Annotated in this window: 22 protein-coding genes and 1 riboswitch; of the genes, 5 read left to right on the top strand and 17 right to left on the bottom strand. The window is 30.6% G+C overall.

All coding sequences use genetic code 11. From position 1 onward, the window contains the following. Positions 1 to 63: 63 nt before the first annotated feature. Positions 64 to 366 (bottom strand): YerC/YecD family TrpR-related protein, encoded by a 303-nt coding sequence (locus BN2409_RS06855; RefSeq protein ID WP_053955897.1) that lies wholly within the window; start codon positions 364 to 366, stop codon positions 64 to 66. 158 nt (positions 367 to 524) lie between these two features. After that, positions 525 to 633, top strand: a riboswitch (SAM riboswitch). Between the two features lie 121 nt (positions 634 to 754). On the opposite strand from BN2409_RS06855, the gene BN2409_RS06850 reads away from it, so the two are divergent. Genes BN2409_RS06850 through BN2409_RS06840 form a run of 3 tightly spaced genes read left to right on the top strand, consistent with a single transcriptional unit; the run spans position 755 to position 3,228 of the window. Next, positions 755 to 1,747, top strand: a complete 993-nt coding sequence (locus BN2409_RS06850) for a methionine ABC transporter ATP-binding protein (protein ID WP_053955896.1) — start codon at positions 755 to 757, stop codon at positions 1,745 to 1,747. Beyond that, entirely contained in the window at positions 1,744 to 2,394 is a 651-nt protein-coding gene (locus BN2409_RS06845; protein WP_053955895.1) for a methionine ABC transporter permease, read from the top strand. Before BN2409_RS06850 ends, BN2409_RS06845 begins: the two co-directional genes overlap by 4 nt. Before the next feature lie 12 nt (positions 2,395 to 2,406). Further along, entirely contained in the window at positions 2,407 to 3,228 is an 822-nt protein-coding gene (locus BN2409_RS06840; protein ID WP_053955894.1) for a MetQ/NlpA family ABC transporter substrate-binding protein, read from the top strand. Positions 3,229 to 3,266: 38 nt separating this feature from the next. Here BN2409_RS06840 and BN2409_RS06835 read toward each other — a convergent pair whose 3' ends face one another. The 8 genes from BN2409_RS06835 to BN2409_RS06800 form a co-directional block, all read right to left on the bottom strand. Then, a complete protein-coding gene (locus BN2409_RS06835) occupies positions 3,267 to 3,839 on the bottom strand; it encodes a YhcN/YlaJ family sporulation lipoprotein (RefSeq protein WP_053955893.1) in 573 nt (190 codons plus the stop codon). Between the two features lie 363 nt (positions 3,840 to 4,202). Next, a complete protein-coding gene (gene ytaF / locus BN2409_RS06830; protein ID WP_053955892.1) occupies positions 4,203 to 4,835 on the bottom strand; it encodes a sporulation membrane protein YtaF in 633 nt (210 codons plus the stop codon). A 97-nt stretch (positions 4,836 to 4,932) separates the two neighbouring features. Then, entirely contained in the window at positions 4,933 to 5,736 is an 804-nt protein-coding gene (gene proC / locus BN2409_RS06825) for a pyrroline-5-carboxylate reductase (protein WP_330375398.1), read from the bottom strand. Between the two features lie 79 nt (positions 5,737 to 5,815). After that, positions 5,816 to 7,330, bottom strand: coding sequence for a putative basic amino acid antiporter YfcC (gene yfcC, locus BN2409_RS06820; protein ID WP_053955891.1), 1,515 nt, complete (start codon positions 7,328 to 7,330; stop codon positions 5,816 to 5,818). Positions 7,331 to 7,480: 150 nt separating this feature from the next. Beyond that, a complete protein-coding gene (locus BN2409_RS06815) occupies positions 7,481 to 8,110 on the bottom strand; it encodes a regulatory protein RecX (RefSeq protein ID WP_053955890.1) in 630 nt (209 codons plus the stop codon). Positions 8,111 to 8,205: 95 nt separating this feature from the next. Then, on the bottom strand, positions 8,206 to 8,664 hold the full coding sequence (locus tag BN2409_RS06810) for a DUF134 domain-containing protein (RefSeq protein WP_053955889.1): 459 nt from the start codon (positions 8,662 to 8,664) through the stop codon (positions 8,206 to 8,208). Between the two features lie 15 nt (positions 8,665 to 8,679). Further along, positions 8,680 to 9,048 (bottom strand): NifB/NifX family molybdenum-iron cluster-binding protein, encoded by a 369-nt coding sequence (locus tag BN2409_RS06805; protein ID WP_053955888.1) that lies wholly within the window; start codon positions 9,046 to 9,048, stop codon positions 8,680 to 8,682. Further along, complete coding sequence (locus BN2409_RS06800; protein WP_053955887.1) at positions 9,048 to 9,839, bottom strand: Mrp/NBP35 family ATP-binding protein; 792 nt, start codon at positions 9,837 to 9,839, stop codon at positions 9,048 to 9,050. Before BN2409_RS06800 ends, BN2409_RS06805 begins: the two co-directional genes overlap by 1 nt. Positions 9,840 to 10,292: 453 nt before the next feature. Between BN2409_RS06800 and nhaC the strand changes: the two genes are divergently transcribed. Then, positions 10,293 to 11,696, top strand: coding sequence for a Na+/H+ antiporter NhaC (nhaC, locus tag BN2409_RS06795; RefSeq protein WP_053955886.1), 1,404 nt, complete (start codon positions 10,293 to 10,295; stop codon positions 11,694 to 11,696). Positions 11,697 to 11,739: 43 nt separating this feature from the next. Here nhaC and BN2409_RS06790 read toward each other — a convergent pair whose 3' ends face one another. From BN2409_RS06790 to BN2409_RS06775, 4 genes are all read right to left on the bottom strand, one after another. Next, positions 11,740 to 13,077 carry an ABC transporter permease gene (locus BN2409_RS06790; protein ID WP_053955885.1) on the bottom strand — a complete coding sequence of 446 codons (1,338 nt, stop codon included), beginning with the start codon at positions 13,075 to 13,077 and terminating at the stop codon, positions 11,740 to 11,742. Next, positions 13,070 to 15,076 (bottom strand): COG1361 S-layer family protein, encoded by a 2,007-nt coding sequence (locus BN2409_RS06785; protein ID WP_053955884.1) that lies wholly within the window; start codon positions 15,074 to 15,076, stop codon positions 13,070 to 13,072. The genes BN2409_RS06790 and BN2409_RS06785 overlap by 8 nt, the downstream gene beginning before the upstream one ends. Beyond that, positions 15,057 to 15,758 (bottom strand): ABC transporter ATP-binding protein, encoded by a 702-nt coding sequence (locus tag BN2409_RS06780; protein WP_330375411.1) that lies wholly within the window; start codon positions 15,756 to 15,758, stop codon positions 15,057 to 15,059. Before BN2409_RS06780 ends, BN2409_RS06785 begins: the two co-directional genes overlap by 20 nt. Positions 15,759 to 15,973: 215 nt before the next feature. Continuing rightward, complete coding sequence (locus BN2409_RS06775) at positions 15,974 to 16,291, bottom strand: YbjQ family protein (protein WP_053955882.1); 318 nt, start codon at positions 16,289 to 16,291, stop codon at positions 15,974 to 15,976. A 184-nt stretch (positions 16,292 to 16,475) separates the two neighbouring features. On the opposite strand from BN2409_RS06775, the gene BN2409_RS06770 reads away from it, so the two are divergent. After that, positions 16,476 to 16,811: a hypothetical protein gene (locus BN2409_RS06770; RefSeq protein ID WP_053955881.1), complete on the top strand. Its 336-nt coding sequence runs from the start codon at positions 16,476 to 16,478 to the stop codon at positions 16,809 to 16,811. A gap of 178 nt (positions 16,812 to 16,989) precedes the next feature. On the opposite strand, the gene BN2409_RS06765 is transcribed toward BN2409_RS06770, so the two are convergent. The 4 genes from BN2409_RS06765 to BN2409_RS06750 form a co-directional block, all read right to left on the bottom strand. Next, positions 16,990 to 18,663 carry an ABC transporter ATP-binding protein gene (locus BN2409_RS06765; protein WP_053955880.1) on the bottom strand — a complete coding sequence of 558 codons (1,674 nt, stop codon included), beginning with the start codon at positions 18,661 to 18,663 and terminating at the stop codon, positions 16,990 to 16,992. Then, positions 18,656 to 20,398 (bottom strand): ABC transporter ATP-binding protein/permease, encoded by a 1,743-nt coding sequence (locus BN2409_RS06760; protein WP_053955879.1) that lies wholly within the window; start codon positions 20,396 to 20,398, stop codon positions 18,656 to 18,658. Before BN2409_RS06760 ends, BN2409_RS06765 begins: the two co-directional genes overlap by 8 nt. Positions 20,399 to 20,488: 90 nt before the next feature. Continuing rightward, complete coding sequence (locus tag BN2409_RS06755) at positions 20,489 to 21,277, bottom strand: ABC transporter ATP-binding protein (protein ID WP_053955878.1); 789 nt, start codon at positions 21,275 to 21,277, stop codon at positions 20,489 to 20,491. Further along, positions 21,270 to 22,265, bottom strand: coding sequence for a FecCD family ABC transporter permease (locus BN2409_RS06750; RefSeq protein ID WP_053955877.1), 996 nt, complete (start codon positions 22,263 to 22,265; stop codon positions 21,270 to 21,272). The genes BN2409_RS06755 and BN2409_RS06750 overlap by 8 nt, the downstream gene beginning before the upstream one ends. Positions 22,266 to 22,277: the final 12 nt, after the last annotated feature.

The following is a 22,277-nucleotide window of genomic DNA, read 5'->3' as shown; positions in this document are numbered from 1 at the left end:
TCGCATATTCCTACCGGAATTGCTCATGTCCTAAAAAGACTAAAAAAGTAATCTTATATAAGATTACTTTTTTTGCTCTTTTAATCGATCTAGTATAATATTATATCCATCGGCTCCATAAGTCAGACATCTATTAATTCGACTAATGGTTGCAGTACTAGCTCCTGTAATTTCCTCAATCTCATTGTATGTCTTTTTTTCTCTTAACAATTTTGCAACCTTTAATCTTTGAGATAAAGCTTGTATTTCTTTAATAGTACATATATCTTCAAAAAATCTATAACACTCTTCTGTATTTTCTAGTAAAAGGATAGCTTCAAATAATTCATCTACAAAACTACTTTTTAATTTTGACTCATAACCCATTTCATCACCCCAAAACTCTTCTTTTTATAGTTATATTCTATACATAACTACCATATCCTTTTTCATTTAAAAATATTTCTTGAAAAAGTATTGACATTATTCAAAAAAATCATTATACTCAATATTAATCAAAGGATAAAATTAAATAAAACGGATATCTCTTATCCAGAGAGGTGGAGGGACTGGCCCTATGAAACCCGGCAACCGGCTTATATCAATAAGCAACGGTGCCAATTCCTACGATATATTTATATCGGTAGATGAGAGAAAGGATACTGTTTAGTACCTCTTTCTCGTGAAAGAGGTTTTTTTAATTTCTCTTTCCATAGAAGAGTTTATTTTATAATCTTTTCAGTTTAGTACTGTATAGTTATAAAGGGGTGAAGTTATGATTCATATTAAAAATTTATCTAAAGTTTATACAAAAGGAAGAAATAAAGTAGTTGCTTTAAAAGATATCAATTTAGATATAAAAAAGGGAGATATTTACGGAATTATAGGCTTAAGTGGTGCTGGAAAATCATCTTTGATTCGATGCATCAATAGATTAGAAGAACCTACATCAGGTGATATATGGGTCAATAAAATCAATCTTGTTCATTTAAAAAATGAAGATCTTAGAAAAGCAAGAAAAAAGATAGGAATGATTTTTCAAAATTTCAATCTTTTACACAGCAAAACTGTTTTTGAAAATATTGCCTTTCCTTTAAGACTTGTAAGTACACCCGAAAAAGTTATCAAAGAAAAGGTAAATCATTTATTAGAACTCGTAGAGCTATCCGATAAAGCTTATGTTTATCCTTCTCAATTAAGTGGAGGGCAAAAACAAAGAGTGGGTATTGCTAGAGCTCTTGCAAATGATCCAGATGTATTACTTTGCGACGAAGCTACATCTGCACTTGATCCTAAAACTACAAAACAAATTTTAAATCTATTACAAAGTATTAATGACAGGCTCAATCTTACTATTGTCATTATCACTCATGAGATGGAAGTAATCAAAGAAATTTGTAATAGAGTGGCTATCTTAGAAGGAGGAACTATAGCAGAAGAAGGAGCTACTATCGACATATTCTCTAAACCACAACACTCAATTACCAAAAATTTTATAGAACAAGATGAAAATCTTCCAAAATCCTTTATCAAAGGAAAAGTTCTTCATCTTTCATTTACACATGGTAGTGCTACTCAGCCTCTTATTTCTCAAATTACAAGAGATTTTGATGTAGATGTAAATATTTTATCTGGTAAAATAGAATATATTCAAAACCAACCCATCGGAAAGCTTACAATTCAAATGGATATTGATTGCCATAAGCTTTTAGATATTGTTAAATACTTTGAAAAAAATCATGTGAAAGTTGAGGTGATCAAACAATGAGTGAATGGATAGAACTTCTTACTCCGTCTTTATTAGAAACTTTATATATGGTATTTGTTTCTGTATTTTTTACAATTTTATTAGGTCTTCCTTTAGGAATCATCTTGGTTGTAACAGATGAAAATCATATTTTACCAAACTCTTGGCTTAATCATGCACTTTCTTACTTAATTAATATTTTACGGTCACTACCATTTATTATTTTGATGATCTTTATTATTCCTTTTACAAGATTTGTAGTAGGAACAACTATTGGTACAAATGCTGCTATTGTTCCACTTATTATAGCTGCTGTACCTTTCTTTGCAAGAGTTGTAGAATCAAGTATCAAAGAAGTTGATTGGGGAGTTATAGAAGCTGCTATATCTATGGGTGCAACCCCTCTTCAAATTATATTAAGAATTTTACTTCCAGAATCTATGTCTTCTTTAGTACTTGGAATTACCATTACTATCATTAATGTAATAGGATATTCTGCTATGGCTGGTGTAGTTGGAGGAGGTGGTCTTGGGGATTTAGCAGTAAGATATGGATTCCAGCGTTTTCAAAAAGATGTAATGATTGCAACTGTTATTCTATTGATTATTTTAGTACAAATCATTCAAAGTACAGGAAATAAAATTTCACAAATTATAAATAAAAAATAGGAGGAATAAAAAATGAAAAAAATTGCTTTATTACTTGTATGTGTATTGTCTTTATCTTTAATTTTTGCAGGATGCTCTAAAGAAGGAAATGTTGAGGAAAGTAAAAATGAATTAGTAAAATTAAGAATAGGTGCTAGTCCAAACCCTCATGCTGATATTCTTACAAAAGTTGTAAAACCACAATTAGAAAAAAAAGGTATTGATCTTGAAATTATTGAATTTACAGATTATGTATCCCCAAACCTTGCTCTAGCAGATAAAGAAATTGATGCCAATTTCTTTCAACATAAACCTTACTTAGATACATTTGCTAAAGAAAGAAATCTTGATCTTGTAAGTGTGGGAAAAGTTCATATCGAACCTCTTGGTTTATATTCTAAAAAAATTAAATCTATTGATGAATTAAAGGATGGATCAATTGTTAGTATTCCTAATGACCCTACTAACGGCGGTAGAGCTTTGATTTTATTAGATGCAAAAAATATTATTAAACTAAAACCTAATGCAGGTTTAGAAGCTACTGAAAAAGATATTGAAAAAAATCCAAAGAACTTACAATTTAAACCTATTGAAGCTGCACAGCTTCCTAGAACACTAGATGATGTAGATGCAAGTGTTATCAATACAAACTTCGCTTTAGAAGGAAATTTAGATCCTAAAAAAGATGCAATCATCATAGAAGGAGAAGAATCTCCATATGCAAATATTATTGCTGTTCGATCTGAAGATAAAGACTCTGAAAAAATTCAAAAGCTTATGAAAGCTCTTCAATCAGAAGAAGTAAAAAAATTCATAGAAGAAAATTACAAGGGAGCAATCATTCCTGTATTCTAAAAACAAAAGGTGATCTAAGATCACCTTTTGTTATAACTTTAGCTTCTAGGAACCGGTCTTCTGAACATTTCTTCAATTTCATCAATGAATCCAGAAATAGGCTTTCCATTTCTTACATCTCTTGCATAATTTCTAAATCTTCCTACCACATCTACATCTGTAGAAACATAAACAGTGTTGATAGCAGGTTCCATATCTTTTACTTTCTTTATAATCTCATCTTTTTTAGCATTTGTTTTTGCACTCTCTATATTTGCTGCTAAATCTACCCCTACATATGCAGTATTATTGTTGATGAGTACTGTTGCATTACTTACTCCTGTTATTTTATTTATACCATTCTCTACATCATTTTCCATCTTTCTATTTCGATCCATAGTAGTTGTATTTGGATTCACAGGAGTTGTATTTGGATTCATAGGAGTATTATTTTCATATTGATCAATGGTGTCAGAATCTCTTTCTCTATTTACTGCTGGCGGAACATTAGGTGCTGGATTTGGAGTTGGATTTGGTACAACAGGCTTTCTCGCTGGTGTACAACCACCAATCAATATACTTAGAATCAATGAGCTTATTACAAGCATACTTGTTTTTTTATGAAATTTCATATTTTTTCTCCTTCCTCTTTTCAATTCATATTTGGGGTATATAACTATTTTTTGAGTTTTTTCATTCTTTACACCTTGTAAAATTTGTTATTTACAAAAAGTTATATTTTGCAAAAAAATAAAGCTCTTCTACAGAGCTTCAAACTATTAACCAAGTATATTTTAGCAAAATCATAAAATTCGGAACAATTATTGAAAATTCGTGAAAATATAGAATAAGTAAGAAAATGGTTAGCATTACACTGTTTGAGCGAAGCGAGTTTGTAATGCTATTTTCGACCGTTTCTATATATTTTCCAAATTTGAAAATCAGTGAAGAATTTTATGATTTTGTCTATAAGCTTATCTCTTTTACAGAGCTTTTTATGTTAATTTAGATAAACCTAATAAAATAAGAATTCCTCCTGAAATCCAAAATGTTTTTAAATTTTGATTATAATAGTTTACTTTTTTGCCTATAAAAATTCCTCCCGTCAATGCACATAAGTTAAATATAAATGCCATCAATAACACTTGTAAGCAATTAATGTTTCCTACTCCAGTTCCAAATCCTACACCTAAAGAATCCAATGATACAGCAATTCCTATATACAAAGCTTCTTTTAAATCAATGATTCCTGAAGTATCTGTATCTGCTTTTGTACAATCTCTCATCACATCAATCATAATTTTAAACTCTGAAAATTTAATTTCCGCAATTTTATTTTCTTTATTCATTGTTCTTTTTTCAATAAAAGATTGTAAACAACCCTGTAGGATATAAATAGTTCCTAATCCAGCCAATATAAAACAACTAATCATAGCTGCCACATGAGCATCTAAAAATTCCTGGACTAAATTTCCAAAATACATAGATACGGCTAAAGTTCCTATAGATATACAATGAATTACCATCAAAGATTTTTTTGGAATTTTTATATTTTTAAATCCATAAGACAATCCAACAGCAAATGAATCTATACATATTGCCAAGGCAATAAATAATGACTCAATCATAACTTTACCCCCTTTTTTTCTTCTATAACTATAATATTGATCTTAAAAAGGGAGTGTTACCAAATCAAAAAATGAAAAAGGAATGGATATCCATTCCTTATTTAGACATTTCTATAGATTTTTTTGTACATTTTTGCATAGCTTCTATAACAGAAAAACGAAATCCTCTTTTTTCAAGAGCAGCTACTGCCTCTATAGTAGTTCCTCCTGGAGAACACACCATATCCTTAAGTTCTCCTGGATGTTTCTTTGTATCTAATACCATCTTAGCTGAACCAAGTACAGCTTGAGCTGCCATTCTATAAGCTTGATCTCTTGGCATCCCATCTAAAACAGCTGCATCTGCCATAGCTTCTATAAACATAAATACATAAGCTGGAGACGATCCGCTAATAGATGTGACTACATCCATTAATTTTTCGCTAACGATCTCTACTTTTCCAAAACTCTCTAATATTTGTATCACTCTTTTCTTTTCTTCCTCTGTCAATACTTCATTAAAAGCTACACTTGTCATTCCCTCTCCAACCAAAGCTGGAGTATTTGGCATAGTTCTTACTACCTTTAACTTTCTTTCAAATAATTTTTGGGTTCCTTCTATAGCTTTTCCTGCTGCTATAGTAATAATTATTACTTCTTTTTTGACTATATCCTTAATCTCTTCTATAACTATTGGATAAATATTTGGTTTTACAGATAATATTAAAATATCTGCAAATTTTGCCACCTCTTTATTATCCTTTGTGGTCTTTACTTGAAAGGTCTTTTCTATTTTACAAATATTATTTTCATTTTGATCAGATACCATGATTTCTTCTTTTTTTACAATATTGGACTTCAAAATTCCTCCCATCATAGCTTGTCCCATATTTCCTGCTCCTATAAAACCTATTGTTTTCAAATTTATCCCTCCATTTCTATATATTTATTATATCACTATATTACAACAAAAGAGATATGCTATGCATATCTCTTTCTCTTTATTGAAGTCCCATCATAACAGCTACTATCACAAATATAGAAGCACATAAGAACAATAATCCTTGAAATTTAATTTGCCATTTTGCCCATTTACTCCACTCTATTTTTGTAATACCTAGTACTGCCATAAGTATTCCAGATGTAGGTACAATTAAATTTGTAAATCCATCTCCCAATTGAAATGCCAAAACTGCAACTTGTCTAGTTACTCCTACCAAATCAGAAAGTGGTGCCATAAGAGGCATTGTAAGAGCCGCTTGCCCTGATCCTGATACCACAAAGAAATTAAATATAGACTGAAATACTAACATAAACCATGCTGCTAAAGCTGGCGGAAGCATTCCTACAATATTTCCTGTATAGTGTAAAATTGTATTAAGTACTGTTGGAGCCGTAGGTTCAGATCCTCCTAAAACTAGAATAATTCCCTTAGCCATAGCCACTACTAATCCCGCTCCTAAAAGATCTTTTGCTCCTTCTCTAAAGGATGAAGCCATGTCATTTACTGTCATATTATTAAGTTTGAAAACTATCCCAATAATTCCTGATACAATCCCCATAATAAAGAATTGTGTAGCAATTTCTGGAATATAATAACCATATTTCATAACTCCCCATACAACCCAAGCCATTCCCAGTACTATCGTTAATATAACTAAACCATGACCTATTCCAAAATCTACTTCTATATTTTCTTTAGATTGGAATTCATCTCTATAAAAAGCATCTTCTTCATAAGAAATAGATTTGAAAGGATCTTTCTTAACTTTCTTAGCATAAAGCATTGTATATACAATTCCTAATGCAGTAAAGAAAATCCACATAAATATTCTAAAACTTGCTCCTGACATAACAGGAATACCAGATACCCCTTGAGCAACAGCTACACTAAAAGGATTCATCCAAGAAGTCGCAAATCCTATTTGTGTTGCACAATAAGTAACTAAAATACAAGTAATAGCATCATACCCCATAGCAATAATAATAGGAACTAAAATCATTACAAAAGGTATAGCTTCTTCGCCCATTCCAAATACAGCTCCACCTAATGAAAATATAAAAAATAGAATAGGTAGTACTGCAATTTCAAAGCCTTTTGTTTTTTTAATTACAGATAACATTCCTGCCTCTACTGCACCAGTTTTCAATATAATTCCAAAGGCTCCTCCAATTACTAAAATAAAGGCTACTACTCCTACTGCTGAACCCCATTTATCTCCACTTACCAAGCCTTCGAACATATAGTTCATAATTCCTACTTCGCCACCTGGTTCAAAGAACTTAATTCCATTTTTAACAGGTTGTCCCTGATCATCTGTAATGATTTTAAAGCTCTCAGGTATTAATACAGTTTTTGTTTTTTCTGTTCCATCTTCTTGTGTAAATGTCACATCATGAGTATCAAATTGTCCAACTGGAACTACATAAGTTAAAAATGCTGCTAATAAGATTACAAAAAATATAATTACATACGTATCTGGTACAGAAAACCTTTTCTTTTTGTTTTCATCCATGCTTGTCGCCCCCTGTCTAATTTTGTCTTATAAAAATACTTCTTATGTGTATAATAATACATACAAATAGCAAAAAGGTCAACAATTTACAGCAAAACCATATATTAAAATACTGTAATATTTACCAACACACTTATTTAAATCAATCATTTAATTTTTCTTTAATATCTCGTCTAAAACTTTTCGAATCAAATCATATCCATATCCTTTATAAACTAAATATCTTCCTATTTTTTCATAAATCTTTCTAGAATCTTCATCTTTTATACTTTTTCTTTTTCTTAAAGCTAACAATCGTGCATTTTCGTATTCCTTTTCTTCGTTAAACTCTTCTTCCAACGCATTCTCAATCCACTCATTCTCTACTCCTTTTTGTTGTAATTCTTGTTTGATTCTATTTTTTCCGTATTTTTTTCCTTCTAATTTACTTTTCACTAGGTATTTTGCCATTTCTTCATCATTAATCCATCCATATTCCATTAAAAAATTTATCACTCTATGTATAATATGATCCTCATATCCTTGATCCTTTAATTTTTTCTCCATTTCTTTTTGAGTGCGTCCACTAAATTTTAAAAACTGAAGCGATTTATTTTTTGCTTTTAGATACATTTCCTCATGAATGATTTCTTTTATTTTTTCTTGATCTATACATTGTCCTTCTTTTAAATGCAGCTTATAAAAAATTTCCAAATCCATTCCCATAAAAAATTCATCATCTATATATAGATTAATCCTTTTTTGATTTTTTTGTTGTTCAATTTTTGTAATTACTGACATAACCTATTTCCTCTCCATAGATATTTAATTTTATTCAAACTCTATTATTTTATATTCTAAGAAAAAATAAAGAATAAGCCAAGAAAATTCTTAACTTATTCTTTGTCTTGTCTACACCAACCCTTTTCACATCTTCTTCTACAAAATTTACCTTGCTCTAAACATGAAACTTCTTTCTCATTACATACAGGACAAACATGAATTTCTTTTTCATAAGCTTCACAAAATATATGTCCACAGCTTTTACATTCATATTTGCATATATTTAAAGTATAATTGCCACCTTCTATTAAAATAGCCTTTCCTTCCGTGAGAGCCTCCGCTACTTTTTTTCTTGCCTCATCAATAATGAGCTGAAAGGTTTGTCTTGAAATATGCATCTTTTCTGCACATTCTTCTTGCGAGAGTTTTTCTATGTCTTTAAGCCTCATGGCCTCTAATTCTTCAAGCTTAAGCTGTATCTCCTCAAGATTACACTTTCCTTTCCCTACAGGAATAAAATACCTGCTTTCCGGCATAAATGCAATTTTTCTAGGTTTTGTAGGTCTAGGCAAATCTACACCTCCTACTTATTCATGAAAACTACATGTACTTCCTTGTATAGCTGCCTGTAAAGCTTCAAGCTTTCCTTCTTCATATAAAGTGATTTCATCCTCTACGGTACCACCTTTTCCCCTATACACTTTCACATTTCCTTCTTCTAATACTTTCATAGCATTAGGTCCTACAAACCCTGTAATAAGTGCTTCTACTCCTTGGCTTACTACTTGTTGTGCAGTAAGTACAGCTCCACCATGGCAAGCCGCTGTACCTTGATTTTCTATCCATTCACATTCATTTTTTTGCATGTCTACAATTGCAAAATATGAACATCTTGCAAATCTGGCATCCATCATCGCATCCATTTCTTTTTCTAAAACTGAAATAGCTATTTTCATTATTTCTTACCTCCTACTTTTTCTTCTATTTTTTGTGCAAATTCTTCACATCTTCCAAATTCTATTTTACCATATAATTCGACTTTTCCCTCATCACAAAGAGAAACAAATTCACGATCAATAGGAAGGCTGTAGAGTACTTCTATTCCTATTTCCTTTGCTGCCTCTTCTACTCTTCCTTGTCCAAAAATATAATGCTTTTCATTGCAGTTCGGGCACATAAAATAGCTCATATTTTCTACAATACCATAAATAGGTGTACCCATCATTTTTGCCATATTTACAGATTTCTTTACGATCAATTTTACTAAATCCTGAGGAGAAGATACTACTACAATTCCATCTACAGGAAGAGACTGCATAATAGTAAGAGGTACATCTCCTGTTCCTGGTGGCATATCAATTAATAAAAAGTCTAATTCTCCCCATGCTACATCTGTAAAAAATCTCTTTGCTGTACCTGAGATCATAGGACCTCTCCATACTACTGGATCATCTTCTTCTTTGACTAATAAATTTAAAGACATAACCTTTATACCAGATAAAGTTTTTACAGGTAATATAGCTTGTCCATCAGAAAAAGCTCTCTCATGATTGATTCCAAATATTTTAGGAATACTAGGTCCTGTAATATCCGCATCCATAATTCCTACTTTATATCCTTTATTTTGTAAAGAGATAGCCATCAAAGAGGTAACAGAAGATTTTCCTACTCCTCCCTTTCCACTCATAATAGCAATAATCTTTTTTATATGTGTTCCTTCTTGTGGTTTTTCTTTTTGTATATTCATTTTTTATCCCTCCAGTATAATTGTTGGCATTTGCTATTTACATTATACTATTGCTTTTATATTTGTCAATAAAAGAAGGTATCTACCTATGTATATATTATATCTCCATGCTATTAAAAATTTATTCCTTCTATTCCACAACATAATATTTAAAATTAAATTTCATTTTTTTGACTTTTATATTTATTCTCCATTTATTCATTTTTCACATTATTCTTATGCTTCTTTCTTGTTTTTTTTCATATCATTTACCAATTTCATCATTTTTCAGTTTCTTTTTTTTGTTTTATATCTAATTTTTTCTTTCATTTGTATATAGATTCATTTTTTAAATTTTCTAATTTTTGTTTTAATTGAATTTTTTTATTGATTTTCATTCATTTTTTATATATACTGAATATGGATTTCATTATTTTTTAAATTCTAATAAATTTCAAAAGGGGGAATGATTTTATGGAATCCAATGGTTCGAAGGTCAGTTTAGGAAAAGCTCTATTGGTTATCGCATTTTTAGTCGTAGCTTTAATCGGAGGCTTGATGTTCTTTGATGGAGATCCACATATTCCACTTTTAACTACAACAGCTTTTGCATCCTTAGTAGCAGTAACATCTGGTCAAAAGTGGGAAGATCTTGAAGAAGGTATTTTAAGTACTATTAAAATGGGTATGCAATCTATTCTTATTCTTATGATCATTGGTTGTATTATGGGTACTTGGATTTTATCTGGTGTTGTACCTGCTATGATTTATTATGGTTTAAAAATTATTTCTCCTGGTATATTCTTAATTGCAACTTGTATCATTTGTTCTATTGTATCCATCGCAACAGGAAGCTCTTGGACAACTGCTGGTACAGTAGGTATTGCCTTGATCGGAGTGGGTACAGGTCTTGGTATTCCTTCTCCAGTTATTGCTGGTGCTATTATCTCAGGTGCTTATTTTGGAGATAAAATGTCCCCTCTTTCTGACACTACAAATTTAGCTCCTGCCATGGCTGGTACTACACTATTTGAACACATTAGACATATGTGTTACACTACTGGACCTAGTATGCTTATATCTTGTGTATTATTTGGAATATTAGGTATAAAATATGCAGGAAAAGAACTAGATGTAGCTGGAATCAATGTAATGCTAGATGCTCTTAATGCTAACTTCACTATTAATCCTCTATTAATCATTCCTCCTATTTTAGTTATTTTAATGGTAGTATTTAAAGTTCCAGCCCTTCCTGGTTTATTTGGAGGAACACTACTTGGTGCTATATTTGCAGGTATATTCCAAGGTGCTGGAATGACTGAAATTATCCAAGCTGCTCATAAGGGATATGTTTCTGAAACAGGTGTAGAATCTATAGATGCCTTACTTTCTGGCGGTGGACTACATGGCATGATGTGGACTGTATCTTTAATTTTAATTGCCCTGTCGTTCGGAGGAGTTATGGAGAGTTCTGGAATGCTCAATGCTATTGCACAAAAAATATTATCCTTTGCTAAAAGTACAGGGTCTATTGTAGTTGCAACATTCTTCACTTGCCTTTTCTGTAATTTAGCTACAGGAGATCAATATTTATCTGTCGTAATTCCTGGAAGAATGTATAAAGATATCTTTAGAGATAAAGGACTCCATCCTAAAAACTTATCTAGATGTCTTGAAGACTTTGGTACCATTACATCTCCTTTAGTTCCTTGGAACACTTGCGGAGCTTTTATGACTACCGCTTTAGGCATTCATCCATTTGTTTATTTACCATATGCATTTTTAAATCTCATCAATCCATTAGTTTCCATATTCTATGGTTTTACAGGAATCACTATGGAGAAACTCCCTCCAGAAGAATCTCCAACAGAAGTTTAAAACCTAATAGTAAAAAACAGAATAAGAGAAGGAAATCCTTCTCTTATTCTGTCTTTATTGCTTCTAATGCACTTAAATTCATAGCTCTTCTTGCTGGCAAATATCCTGATACAATTCCTACAATTGTAGAAAAGATAAGTGCAGATCCTGATAATATAGGAGTAATCACCGAAATACCCGTTTCTCCTCCCATACCACCCATAAATCCTCCTCCAATTTGATTAAGTCCATAAGATACTAAATAACTAAATACCAGTCCACATATCCCACCTACAAAACCAATCATAGCAGCTTCTATTAGAAATAATTTTTTAATATCAGGAAGATTGGCTCCTAATACTTTCATCACTCCTATTTCTCTAGTTCTTTCATAAATACTCATAATCATAGTATTAGTAATTCCAATGGCTGCAACCAATAAACTAACCGCTCCAATTCCTCCTAATATGGCTTGCATCTTTCTTGATTGTTCCTTCATAGACTTTAACATATCTGTTAAGCTATAAGTTTGAAGTCCCATTCCTTTTAATTGTTCTTGTACTTTTTCTACTTGCTCAATATTTTCTACCTTTACTTTTAAACTTTCATATTCATCTTTACTTTTTTCTCTTGATCGATTATTATCACGATTAAACTTTGCATCTTCTTTCAATATTTTTTTAAATGATGTCATATTCATATAAGCATTCCAGCCTTTATCATCATTACTTTCTGTTAATATTCCTACTCCTTTTACTTCATGAGGTTTTGGAGGCTTATAATCCTTATCTTTTTCAGAATTGCTTCTTCTTTCTCCATAATCCATATCTGAAGTTAAAATCATTTTATTACTAATTAAATCTACAGGAGGTTTATCTGAAAACCCATCATTGTCATTTCTTAGTCTTGGATTTCTAAAGTCAAAAGCAACTCGACTACCAAAAATCATGACTTCTTTATCTGTAGGAAGCAAAAGTCTTCCTCTGTCTATCTTAAAATCAAATTCTTCCATAATATTGGGATCAATTCCTATAACATTTACATAACCTATCATTTTGCCTACTGCCATCTTCATATTTGCCCTTTTAATAGGCATAACAGCCTTGACTCCTTCTATTCCTTCTATTTTAGATACAGTATCATCATTTAATGGTACTTCCTTTTGATTTTTAGAAGATGACTCCTCCATATAATATCTTCCTGAACCATCTACTTCAATAATATTTAAACTTCCCATACTATCAATATATTCTTGAAAACTTTGATCCATTGCAATTCCTAATGATAACATAACAACAATAGAGCTTGTTCCTATCACTACTCCTAAAACCGTAAGAAAAGTTCTTGTCTTTTTTCTCCATAGATTATGAAAACCCATTTTAAAAAGGTCTATACTATTCATCTATACTCACTTCCTCAGCTTTTCTTTTCTTACGCTTTCTATAAAATACAAATCCTACTATAGCTATTCCTACTCCTACAATAGAAATAATAATCCACTTTTTATTAGGATTTTTTTCACCATCTTCTGGCATACCCATTTCATCTTCTGGCATAGGAGGCATCTCTTCCTTCATTGCATTGATTTCAAATTCTCTTTCTGTTATATAATGTTTGCCTGTAGTATCATCATATTCAAAAATAATTTTTCCTTTAAATTTTCCTTCTTTACTTGGCGTAATAGTTACATCGTAGTAGTCATCTTTTCCAGACTCTAAATTTCCTAAATAAACATTTCCATCTTTGATTTCAAAATCTCCTACTGTTTTAATCATTACATTACGAAGAAGACTTCTTCCTGTATTATAAAATGCTACAGATATACCAGTAGGGGTTCCTGCAAATACTTCTGGTGGAATTTCTACTTGCTCAATCATAAGTTGTAAGTCTTGAACTACAGGAATACCAATATTTTCTTTTGCTGTATATTGTTTTCCATTATGATCTTCATATTCAATATCTACATTCAAACCATAAGTTTTTTGCTCTGCATCTACTTTTGGTTTTAATTTGATTGTCTTTTGTACATGTCCCTTTGCTTTGATTTCATCTATATAAAAGGAATTACTACTTCCTACAGGAGTAAATATTTCTCCTTCTGAACTTAAACTCACTTTAATATTGCTTATAGTATTGCTTTTATTTGTGTTATAAAAAGAAACATTTAATAAAAAGTCCTCTCCTGTTTTTACATATTCTCCTCCAAAGTTATAATTATCTACAATAATTTTAGGAGTAAGCTTAGAATTATCTCCCACAACATATACCCCTACATACTGACTCATAGAACGCATATCTTCTGCCTTGGAACTTTTGAGTCCATATTCTACTTTGATTTGAATAGGATAATTTTTTGATTCTGCTCCATCTTTTGCAAAAAATTTAAATTCTAAATGATTCATTTGTCCAGCAGCAATATTCTTTATATTTTTGATAGAAGCCGATTTAGGTAATATAAATTCTCCTCCATCTACTGTTACTTTTACATTTTTTGCATCTTGATCTGATGAATTTTTCAGATCAAATGCAACGATAAAATCTTGACCCGTCTTTACACCCTCTTTAGGATATGTAAGTTTTTCAAAAGAAAAATCTAATTCCTGATCTCCTGCTCCATCTACTGGTACATATACTTTTGCCTTTTTTTCATAAATATGATCATATTGATCTTTATAGCTCATAACCAATTCTAATTCATAAGTTCCTGTTGCTAACTCCTTACTTGCTGAAATAGGAAAAGATACAGTTTCAAAATGTTTTGGTTGTATTTGTTGAATCTTTTTCTTTTCCATGTACTTATCTAAGCGAATTTCATTTGCCTTTAATCCTTCAAATTTAAGCTCTATATCCTTTGCTAAAGTTTCTCCTTCATTTCTAAGATCTATTTCCATATTGGTACTTTGTCCACTAAAAACGCTTCCACCTTTAAATTTTACATCCTTTACTTCTAATGAAGGTTTTTTTGAATTGTCTTCAATTTTTACATAAATGGTTTCAGCAGCACTGCCTCCTCCACTTTCTGAATCATAGCTCATATTCACCTTTATTGGATATGTTTTGCTTTCTGCATCCATAGCTACTTTTAAATAAAATCCTACATCTTCATCACTATGTCCATGGATAGATGAAATTCTTTTTGTTGTAGTCATTTTATCTATTACAAAAGGAAAATTTTTTAAATCACTTGTATCTAAAGATATAACTACATCGCTTACACTTTCTGATCCAATATTTTCTACAGGAATACCTAGTCTTATATCTTCACCAGGCTGAAAAGTTGGTGTAGACGTATTTCTTCCTATGACCAATTTAGGTCCTTCTGCATACGCCATTTGATGAATAGGTAATATACTCACCATTAACAAAAAAACAAAAAATAAACTAACTACCTTCTTTCTCATAATTCTCCCCCTTGTTCTTTTCTTCTACTTTTTGTATATCTCCATCTAATATATAGACAATTTTATCTGCATATTCTGCGATACTTTTATCATGTGTTACAATAATCAATGTCTCATTATGCTCTCTTGCCATTTCAAGCATTAACTTCATTACTTCATGAGTCGTTTTTGAATCCAAATTTCCTGTAGGCTCATCTGCAAAAACAATAGGAGGATAGCTTACAAATGCTCTTGCGATCCCTACCCTTTGTTGTTGACCTCCACTCATCTGCGTAGGCTTATGAGTGATATATTTTTTTAGTCCAACAGCTTCTAACATTTTTTTTGATATTTCTGCTCTCTTTCTTTTTCCTATTCCTCTAAATGTAAGGGGTAAACTAACATTTTCAAGGGCTGTTAATGCAGGAAGTAAGTTATAAGATTGAAAAATGAATCCAACATACTTTTGTCTAAATTTAGCAAGTTGTTTTTCATTCATTTTTTGAATAAAATGTCCGTTAATTTTGATTGTTCCTTTTGTAGGCTTTTCAAGACCTGCCATAAGATTTAATAGTGTTGATTTCCCTGAACCTGATGTTCCTAAGAAACAACAAACTTCTCCTTGCTTGATTTCCAGGGAAACATGATTGAGTGCAACTACTTTTTCGTCTCCTACTCTATATACTTTTCGAACATCCTTTATTTCTATTGCGTTTTTGATAAAAACACCCCCTTTTCCATATATTAGTATATAACAAAATAACCATAAATTCTTTACAAATTTATTACATTCCTCTAATACATGACTTTTTCCCTATTTTATTCTATTTTACAACATAAATATTAAAATAACCTTAAGTTTTTATTCTTTCCATATATATAAATAGAAGCTATAGTTTCATAGCTTCTTTTATACATCTATTCTTCTATGAACTTAACAGCAGTACCATAAACCATTACTTCTGCTGCTCCCTGCATAATGGCACTTGTTGCATATCTTATATTTACAATTCCATCTGCTCCTAATGCCCTTCCTTCTTCTATCATTCTATTAGTAGCAATTTCTCTGGCTTCCTCCATCATTTCTCTGTAAGAAGTGATTTCTCCTCCTACTAAAGTTTTAAGTCCACTCATAATGTCTTTTCCAACGTGCTTTGCTCTTACAGTAGCTCCTTTTACAAGACCTATTGTCTCTATTTTTTTTCCGGTGATAAAATCTGTAGTTACTAAAATCATTGTCCTTTCCCTCCTTAAATTTTTTATCGGAATAATTCACTCATAAATTTACTAAATTTTTAATATGTAATATTTAGTATTATGATCTTTCTATATTTTATTTTTCTCAGTATATCATATGCATATACACATTTCATTTTTTCGAGAATATAATATAGTACACACTAGGAAAGGAGTGTATGCTATGTTTATGCCACCTTTATTTCCACCATTTGGTCCTCAACCACCATTTGGTCCTCAACCTCCATTTAGTCCTCAACCTCCATCACAAATGCCACCTCCTCCTACATCTCCTCCCCCATCAATGCTTCCACCTAAACAACCTAGAGCTGTTGATCCTGGATCTATTTGGAGATGTAAGAACAAATTCACTTATATTTGGCTAAACAATGGAGATAACTTTTGGTTTTATCCTGTATATATAGGTAGGAGATCTATTTCAGGTTATCGATGGACTGGATTTTGGTGGATGTATTTTGGTACAGATTTAAAAAATATACAATCTTTTGTATGTATTTAATTTCTTACTTTATACAAAAAGAATTGGGATATCCCAATTCTTAATACATATTGACGTATCTATATCTTTTTAAAATTTTAATTATTTAAATCAAAATTATCTCTTAGTCATGTACTATAATTATTATTTCTTATCCTATCTATGTTCTTTTTTATTTGTTCATAATTATCATTATCATCTATTGCGTAATTTTTTTTGCTATTTTTTTATTATTGATCACATATACTTCATCTGCTATAGCTACTGTAGACATTTTATGTGAAACTAAAATAACTGTTTTATCCTCACATTGATTTTTCAATGTCTTGACTATGGCTTTTTCATTTAAACTATCTAAATTACTAGTAGGCTCATCTAGTAAAATCAACTCTCCATTATGTAAAAAAGCTCTTGCGATCCCTAATCTTTGTCTTTCTCCTCCCGATAAGTTTTCCCCAAACTCCCCTATTTTCGTTTGATAACCATTTGGAAGACTTTCTATAAAATCATGTATAGATGCTTTCTTTGCAGCTTCTTGAATTTCATCAAAAGTTGCATTCTTTTTTCCAATCCTAATATTTTCCTCTATGGTTTCATTAAATAAAAAAGTATCTTGTGTGACAAAACCTTCTATTTCTCTTAAAGAACTTGTATTTATATTTTTCATATCCTCATCATTTATTTTGATACTTCCATTTGTTGGATCCCAAAATCTCATGAATAATCTTAATAAAGTGCTTTTTCCTGATCCACTCTCTCCTACGATCCCTACAATTTTTCCTTTGTTTAATTTCATATTTATATCTTTTAATATGGATTTGTTTTCATCATAAGAAAAATTTACATTACTTACTTTTATATCTCCAAATATAATATCTTTTCTATCATATATTTCTTCTACGGCAGGTGTTTCTTCTAATAAATTTAAAACTCGATCTCCTGCTGCTAAAGTTAACAATAAATTATTTGATAAATTACTTAAAGCTACAACAGGACCTACAGAACTCATCATTCCTATAGTTGAAATGATTACACCTTTAAAGTCTATTAAATTTTTATTCAAAAGATATACCCCTGTAAATAACATGATCATAGTAAAAATTAATATAATTGAATCACTAAATGCTCTTACGATCCCTTCTTGTTTTTTTATTTTTTCTATTTCTTTATTTAATTTTTTTCCTCTTTTATGGATATTTAAAAGCCTTTCCTCTCCTAAATTAAACATAATGATTTCCTTCATTCCTTTTAAAGAATCTAACATGTAGCTATTTATCTTTCCAAAGGAATTTCTATAATTGACTCCAGCTTTACTTCCTGCTTTGGAAGAAATATAAGGAATCAAAAAACCTATAGTAAGATACCCAAAGGCTGCAATAGCTCCAAGATACCAATGTATTTTTCCAATATAGATCATCATAATGATGGATGTAATGATTGCAATCATAATAGGTGCAATAGTATGAGCATAAAAGACCTCTAACAACTCTATATCACTAGTTATAATAGATATAAGATTTCCCTTTTCTTCTCCTTCAAGCTTTGCTGGAGAAAGCTCTCTTAGCTTTTTAAAAACTATATCTCTTAAAATAGCTAGTAATTTAAAAGCTATAAAATGCCCTGTATATTGCTCTAAATACCTTAAAAATCCTCTTGATATAGCTAAAATTCCTAATATTATAAATATTTTCTTTATAGATATTCCAATATTCAATCCTGTAATCTCTAAAACACCTATTCCACCATAAATCGTAATAAACATAGCTACTAAGAATCCTAATACACCCATTATAATTGTAATGACCATGATATGAACCAAAGGCTTTACAAGTCCTATAAGCTTACCCATAATCACAATTCCATCTCTACGCATATACTTTCTCTCCTAACTGTTCTAATTCATTTTGCTCAGATACCAATTCAAAATAAACACCTTCTTTATTCATAAGCTCTTTGTGATTACCCAGCTCTTTTATTTTTCCTTTTTCTAATACATAAATTCTATCTGCCAATCTTACATTATAAAGCCTATGAGATATTAATATTACCGTTTTTATTTTTCCAATTTCATATATTACCTTCATAATATATTCTTCACTTTCTACATCCACATTTGATGTGGATTCATCAAATATATAAATTTCACTATCATATAATAATGCTCTTGCAAGAGCAAGACGCTGACATTGCCCCCCTGAAAGATTAGCTCCTCCTTCTTTTATTTCTGATTTTAAACCTTTATCTAAAGAAATAACGAAATCATATAAATTTACTTTTTTTAATGCTTCAAACATTTCTATTTCGGTAGCATCAGCTTTCCCCATTTTTAGATTATCTTCAAAGGTTCCTGTAAAAATATAACTATTATTTGTAACTACATTTATTTTTTTTCTAAGCTGTATTGGATCAATATTTCTAAGTTCTTGATGGTTTAATAAAATTTTTCCTTCATATTTTTTATAAAATCCCATAATCATATTTGCTACAGTACTTTTTCCACATCCAGAAGCTCCTACTAAAGCTGTTATTTTCCCATTTTCTATAGTTAAATTCACATGATCTAACACTTTCCTATTTTCTTTATAAGAAAAATTTACGTCTTTAAATTCTATATTTATATTGTGAAAATCGTTTATTTGTTTTGTTTCTTCCTTTATTACTGGTGTATCTATTATTTTGAATATCTTATCTGATGCTGCAACTCCATCTATAGCAACATGAAAACATGATCCTAAAACTCTTAGAGGTATAAAAAATTCTGATGAAAGTAATATAACAGCAAATGCTCCAGCTATATGTACTTTTCCTAATGATAACTCTTTTAAAATAATAATAACCCCTACAACGCTTCCTCCATAAGCAATTAGATCCATAACATTAATAGAATTTAATTGCATTGCTAAAACCTTCATAGTTATATTTCTAAATCTCTCTGCTTCTACATTCATTTTTTTATTTCTTGCTTCATCTTGACCATATATTTTTAGAGTGGTAAGTCCTCTTAAGTTTTCTAAAAAAGTGTCTCCAAGATTTACATAAACACCCCAATATTTTGCTAAAAGATTTTTAGCAATTTTCATAATAGCTAGGATAGATAGGGGTATAAGTGGAATACATATTAATAAAATGATTGCTACTTTTAAATTTATAAAGCTAAATACTACAAATAAAGTCAGTGGTGCTAATAAGCTATAAAAAAATTGTGGCAAATATCTTCCAAAATATATTTCTAATCTTTCTATTCCATCTATTGCAACTTGTACAATTTCTGAAGAAGATGCTTTTTCATTATAATGTATTCCTAAATCTAAAAGCTTTTTATATATTGTATCTCTAAGAGATATTCTTGCATCTTGTGAACATTTACTAGAAAACTTTACCGCCATATGATTACATACAAATCTTACAAGAATGACTCCTATTAATGTAGCTATAGTCATTAAGCTTTTTTTAAAGTCAATTCCCTGTGAATAAATCATTTGAATATAATTTGTAATACAAAGAATGCCTGTCACATTGGATAACAAACTGATCCAATTCATCAAAACTGTTAGAAAAATCCATTTTCTTGAATGATGCACTAATTTCATTAATCTTGTATTGATCATACTATCTTTCCCCCTAGTATTTTGCTCCTTATTTGCATAATGGATTTGTAAATAAGAATATAACCTTATCTACAAATCCACTATACGACCTTATGTATTGCAAGCATGAATTTTTTTAGGAATAAAAATAAGCTTTTCACCATATTGATTTCTTAATATGTTCATATCCACATTATAAACATCTCTTATTAAATGATTGTCTAGAATTTTCTCTGGTTCACCTACTGCCTGTATCTCTCCATTTTTAAGTACAATTACTTGATCACTATATTTTGCTGCTTGATTTAAATCATGCAAAACCATAATCACAGTAAGCTCTAATTTTTTATTTAATTTACTGACTAAGTCTAATATTTCTATTTGATTATTTATATCTAAATAAGTTGTAGGTTCATCTAACAATAAAATTTTCGGCTGTTGAGCTAGTGCCATAGCAATCCATGCCCTTTGACTTTCTCCGCCTGATATATGAATCATTTTTTTATTTTCAAGATTTTTAAGATTGGTTTTTTCAATTGCCCAATCTATAATTTGTTCATCCTTTTTATCTATTCCTTCAAACCATCCTTTATGAGGATTTCTTCCAAAACCTACTATTTTTCTAATGGTCATATCCTCAGGAGCAATATTATGTTGAGAAAGGCAAGCCATCTCTTTTGCTATATCTTTTCCCTTCATCTCCCAAAGTAATTTTTTATCTAAATAAATCGTTCCAGCCATAGGCTTTAATAATCTTCCTATAGCTTTTAAAACAGTTGATTTTCCAGACCCATTCGGACCAATAATTGTAATAATCTCTCCTTTTTTTACATGTACGCTAAAATTTTTTACAATCACCTTATTGTCATATCCTATTTTAAAATCTTTCACTTTAAGCATGAGCTTTACGCCTCCTTAGAAGAAATAAGAAGAATGGACAACCAATCATAGCCATCATCACTCCTACAGGAAGTTCGATAGGTCTTGCTATATATCTTGCTAAAGTATCTGCTAAAAGAAGGATAATTCCTCCTAAAACTGTACTCATCGGTATTAAATACTTATAGTCAGATCCTAATATCAATCTAGCTACATGTGGAACAATAATTCCAATAAATCCTATAATCCCAACAGCAGAGGTACTCACTCCTGCTAAAAATACTGCGACTAGAGATATTCCTATTCTTGCTTTATTTACATTCATACCTAGGTTTGTAGCAACATCATCTCCTAAAGCTAAAAGATTTGCACCTCTAATACAGAATAATGATAATATAATTCCTATTATGGAATAAGGAAGAAAATAGCTAACTTCTCTCCAGCCTCTATAAGCTATACTTCCATTGATCCAAAGTAAAACCCCTTGAATTTTATCGCTATTCATAATAGCTAATAAAGCAGTAGCTCCTGCAAACATAGCATTGATAGCTACTCCTGATAAAATTACTCTAATAGGCTTGATTCCATTATCCCAAGATAAAATAAATACTAATGTACATGCAAGCATAGCTCCTAAAAATGCCAGAAAAGGTAATAATCTATAGAACCGAGGAAAATAAAGCATCATTAAAATAGCGGCTAAGCTTCCTCCTGAAGAAACTCCTGTAATTCCAGGATCAGCTAATGGATTTCTCATAACCGATTGTAATAAAGCTCCTGATATAGATAAGCTAGCCCCTACAAATACTGCAAGTATAATTCTTGGAAGTCTCATATCCATTATAATGCTCGTATTGATTTCATCACCTTTTCCTAAAAAGGTATCTATTATTTCTCTAACAGATATATCCACGCTTCCTACCCCAATAGTTCCGATGATTAAAAGTATTAGAATAATGAAACTTGAAAATATTATCCATATTTTGGTTTTTTCATTAATATTTTTCATACTTTCACCATT

The sequence above is a fragment of the Inediibacterium massiliense genome, assembly GCF_001282725.1.
GTDB lineage: Bacteria > Bacillota > Clostridia > Peptostreptococcales > Thermotaleaceae > Anaerophilus > Anaerophilus massiliensis.
Note: the sequence above shows the minus strand (reverse complement) of the source record. Positions and strands in the feature narration are given on the sequence as shown.

What these genes read in the sequence shown, in the direction of transcription:
- BN2409_RS06760 (WP_053955879.1), bottom strand. Translation starts at nt 20,398, where the DNA reads ATGATCAATACAAGATTAATGAAATTAGTGCATCATTCAAGAAAATGG.
- BN2409_RS06845 (WP_053955895.1), top strand. Translation starts at nt 1,744, where the DNA reads ATGAGTGAATGGATAGAACTTCTTACTCCGTCTTTATTAGAAACTTTA.
- BN2409_RS06835 (WP_053955893.1), bottom strand. Translation starts at nt 3,839, where the DNA reads ATGAAATTTCATAAAAAAACAAGTATGCTTGTAATAAGCTCATTGATT.
- BN2409_RS06805 (WP_053955888.1), bottom strand. Translation starts at nt 9,048, where the DNA reads ATGAAAATAGCTATTTCAGTTTTAGAAAAAGAAATGGATGCGATGATG.
- BN2409_RS06800 (WP_053955887.1), bottom strand. Translation starts at nt 9,839, where the DNA reads ATGAATATACAAAAAGAAAAACCACAAGAAGGAACACATATAAAAAAG.
- BN2409_RS06785 (WP_053955884.1), bottom strand. Translation starts at nt 15,076, where the DNA reads ATGAGAAAGAAGGTAGTTAGTTTATTTTTTGTTTTTTTGTTAATGGTG.
- BN2409_RS06855 (WP_053955897.1), bottom strand. Translation starts at nt 366, where the DNA reads ATGGGTTATGAGTCAAAATTAAAAAGTAGTTTTGTAGATGAATTATTT.
- BN2409_RS06840 (WP_053955894.1), top strand. Translation starts at nt 2,407, where the DNA reads ATGAAAAAAATTGCTTTATTACTTGTATGTGTATTGTCTTTATCTTTA.
- ytaF (WP_053955892.1), bottom strand. Translation starts at nt 4,835, where the DNA reads ATGATTGAGTCATTATTTATTGCCTTGGCAATATGTATAGATTCATTT.
- BN2409_RS06770 (WP_053955881.1), top strand. Translation starts at nt 16,476, where the DNA reads ATGTTTATGCCACCTTTATTTCCACCATTTGGTCCTCAACCACCATTT.
- BN2409_RS06815 (WP_053955890.1), bottom strand. Translation starts at nt 8,110, where the DNA reads ATGTCAGTAATTACAAAAATTGAACAACAAAAAAATCAAAAAAGGATT.
- BN2409_RS06850 (WP_053955896.1), top strand. Translation starts at nt 755, where the DNA reads ATGATTCATATTAAAAATTTATCTAAAGTTTATACAAAAGGAAGAAAT.
- BN2409_RS06750 (WP_053955877.1), bottom strand. Translation starts at nt 22,265, where the DNA reads ATGAAAAATATTAATGAAAAAACCAAAATATGGATAATATTTTCAAGT.
- nhaC (WP_053955886.1), top strand. Translation starts at nt 10,293, where the DNA reads ATGGAATCCAATGGTTCGAAGGTCAGTTTAGGAAAAGCTCTATTGGTT.
- BN2409_RS06775 (WP_053955882.1), bottom strand. Translation starts at nt 16,291, where the DNA reads ATGATTTTAGTAACTACAGATTTTATCACCGGAAAAAAAATAGAGACA.
- BN2409_RS06790 (WP_053955885.1), bottom strand. Translation starts at nt 13,077, where the DNA reads ATGAATAGTATAGACCTTTTTAAAATGGGTTTTCATAATCTATGGAGA.
- BN2409_RS06755 (WP_053955878.1), bottom strand. Translation starts at nt 21,277, where the DNA reads ATGCTTAAAGTGAAAGATTTTAAAATAGGATATGACAATAAGGTGATT.
- yfcC (WP_053955891.1), bottom strand. Translation starts at nt 7,330, where the DNA reads ATGGATGAAAACAAAAAGAAAAGGTTTTCTGTACCAGATACGTATGTA.
- BN2409_RS06765 (WP_053955880.1), bottom strand. Translation starts at nt 18,663, where the DNA reads ATGCGTAGAGATGGAATTGTGATTATGGGTAAGCTTATAGGACTTGTA.